Source organism: Streptomyces sp. NPDC059248 (assembly GCF_042753905.1).
Classification (GTDB): Bacteria; Actinomycetota; Actinomycetes; order Streptomycetales; family Streptomycetaceae; genus Streptomyces.
Genome location: NZ_JBHYZV010000167.1, coordinates 1 through 2,906, shown reverse-complemented (window position 1 = coordinate 2,906; position 2,906 = coordinate 1). Strand labels below are relative to the sequence as shown.

Genomic DNA, 2,906 nt, shown 5'->3' with positions numbered 1-2,906 from the left:
TACCGGCCGGCCACGCGTCATGCTATCTGCGGCTCCATAACGCCCCGCCGCACGGGGGGGCGGCCAGCCTCCCCGACCAACCCCAGCCCAAACGCCTAACGGGCCGCGGTCACCTAAACGGAGACCGCGGCCCTTCGGCCCGCCCCGGGGCGTGGAGACCCCGGGGCGGGAAAGCACTAGCCCTGCTCCTCAAAGAGGCTGGTGACCGAGCCGTCCTCGAAGACCTCGCGGACCGCGCGGGCGATCGTCGGCGCCATCGACAGCACCGTGATCTTGTCCAGCTCCAGGTCGCCCGGGGTGGGCAGGGTGTTGGTGAGGACGAACTCGCTCACCTTGGAGTTCTTCAGCCGGTCCGCCGCCGGGCCGGAGAGCACTCCGTGCGTGGCCGTCACGATGACGTCCTCCGCGCCGTTGGCGTACAGCGCGTCCGCCGCGGCGCAGATCGTGCCACCGGTGTCGATCATGTCGTCGACCAGGACGCAGACCCGGCCCTCGACATTGCCCACGACCTCGTGGACGGTCACCTTGTTGGCGACGTCCTTGTCCCGGCGCTTGTGGACGATGGCCAGCGGCGCGCCGAGCCGGTCGCACCAGCGGTCGGCGACCCGGACCCGGCCGGCGTCGGGGGAGACCACGGTCAGCTTCGCCGGGTCCACCTTCGCGGCCACGTAGTCGGCCAGCACCGGCAGGGCGAACAGGTGGTCGACCGGGCCGTCGAAGAAGCCCTGGATCTGGTCGGTGTGCAGATCGATCGTGAGCAGGCGGTCCGCGCCCGCGGTCTTCATCAGATCGGCGATCAGCCGGGCCGAGATCGGCTCACGGCCGCGGTGCTTCTTGTCCTGACGGGCGTAGCCGTAGAACGGCACGATCACGGTGATGCTCCGGGCGGAGGCCCGCTTCAGAGCATCGATCATGATCAGCTGTTCCATGATCCACTTATTGATGGGAGCCGTGTGGCTCTGCATCAGGAAGCAGTCGGCACCGCGCGCGGACTCCTGGAAACGGACGTAGATCTCGCCGTTCGCGAAGTCGAAGGCCTTGGTCGGCACCAGGCCGACACCCAGTTGATGCGCGACTTCCTCGGCCAGCTCGGGGTGGGCGCGGCCGGAGAAGAACATGAGTTTCTTCTCGCCGGTCGTCTTGATCCCGGTCACAGCACTGTCTCCTCAGAGGGTGTTCTCTGGCCGCGGGCATGGGACATCGCGAGCCAGCCGAATGTGTGCACGTATCACGGTACGCCGTCTTTGGCGCACCTGTTTCCGGTCAGTTCTCGCCGGGCGTCTTCTCGGTCGCCGAGGCGGCGGCCTGTGCGGCGGCGCTCCCGGGCCGCTTGCGAGCCACCCAACCCTCGATATTCCGCTGCTGGCCACGGGCGACGGCCAGCGAACCGGCCGGGACATCCTTGGTGATGACCGAACCGGCGGCGGTGTAGGCGCCGTCCCCGACCGTGACAGGAGCCACAAACATGTTGTCCGAACCGGTCTTGCAGTGGGAGCCGATCGTGGTGTGGTGCTTCGCCTCTCCGTCGTAGTTCACAAAGACGCTGGCCGCGCCGATATTGGTGAAATCGCCGATCGTGGCGTCGCCGACATACGACAGATGGGGGACCTTGGTCCCCTCGCCGATGGTGGCGTTCTTCATCTCGACATACGTCCCGGCCTTGGCCTTCTTCCCCAGCCTCGCGCCGGGCCGCAGATAGGCGAACGGGCCGACGGAGGCGCCCTCGCCGATCTCGGCCGAGTCCGCGACGGTGTTGTCCACCCGGGCGCCCGCACCCACGACGGTGTCCTTCAGGCGGGTATTCGGGCCCACCTCGGCGCCTTCGGCGAGATGGGTCGCCCCGAGCAGCTGCGTCCCCGGGTGAATGATGGCGTCTGGCTCAAAAGTGACGGTGGAATCGACGAGTACGGATCCCGGATCCACGACCGTGACCCCCGCCATCATCGCCCTCTCCAGCAGCCTGGCGTTCAGCAGACGGCGGGCCTCGGCGAGCTGGACCCGGTTGTTGATCCCGAGGATCTCCCGGTGGTCGCCCGCGACACAGGCGCCGACGCGGTGGCCGGCCTCCCGGAGAATACCCAGGACGTCGGTCAGGTACTCCTCGCCCTGGCTGTTGTCCGTCCGGACCTTCCCGAGCGCGTCGGCCAGCAGCTGGCCGTCGAAGGCGAACACCCCGGAGTTGATCTCCCGGATCGCCCGCTGCTCGTCCGACGCGTCCTTGTGCTCGACGATCGCGGTGACCGCGCCGGTCCCCGCGTCCCGCACGATCCGGCCGTAGCCCGTCGAATCCGGCACCTCGGCCGTGAGCACCGTCACGGCGTTGCCGTCGCCCGAGTGGGTCGCGGCCAGCTCCGTCAGCGTCTCGCCGGACAGCAGCGGGGTGTCGCCGCAGACCACGACGACCGTGCCGGTGACGCTCTGCCCCAGCTCGTCGAGGGCGATCCGGACGGCGTGCCCGGTGCCGTTCTGCTCGGCCTGGAAAGCGGTGCGCGTACCGGCGTACCGCTCCGTCAGATGGCCCCTGACCTGGTCGGCCGCATGACCGACGACCACGACCAGATGCTCCGGCTCCAGCTCGCGCGCCGCGGTGACGACATGTCCTACGAGGGACCGTCCGGAGATCTCATGGAGGACCTTGGGGGTCTTGGACTTCATGCGGGTGCCCTCACCCGCTGCGAGAACGACGACGGCGGCCGGGCGATTGGCACTCACGGGTCTGCCCTTCGGCTTCGGGTGGTGGACATCCGAAGGATACCGGGGTGTCTGACCAGGCAAATGACCAGGGAATCGGCCCGGAGGCAACAGAGGCCGGGGGTGGGGGCGCGGGCCGGTCGCCGGCCGGGCGCCTCAGGGGTGCGCCCCCTCGGGGGCGGGGCCGGCAACGCGTACGGGTCCCGACCGGCACT

Annotated in this window: 2 protein-coding genes; both read right to left on the bottom strand. The window is 69.2% G+C overall.

What is annotated here, in order from left to right; genetic code table 11:
• Positions 1–176: 176 nt before the first annotated feature.
• Positions 177–1,154, bottom strand: a complete 978-nt coding sequence (locus ACFXG1_RS33040; RefSeq protein ID WP_384709209.1) for a ribose-phosphate diphosphokinase — start codon at positions 1,152–1,154, stop codon at positions 177–179.
• A 109-nt stretch (positions 1,155–1,263) separates the two neighbouring features.
• Positions 1,264–2,712: a bifunctional UDP-N-acetylglucosamine diphosphorylase/glucosamine-1-phosphate N-acetyltransferase GlmU gene (gene glmU, locus ACFXG1_RS33035; RefSeq protein WP_384709206.1), complete on the bottom strand. Its 1,449-nt coding sequence runs from the start codon at positions 2,710–2,712 to the stop codon at positions 1,264–1,266.
• Positions 2,713–2,906: the final 194 nt, after the last annotated feature.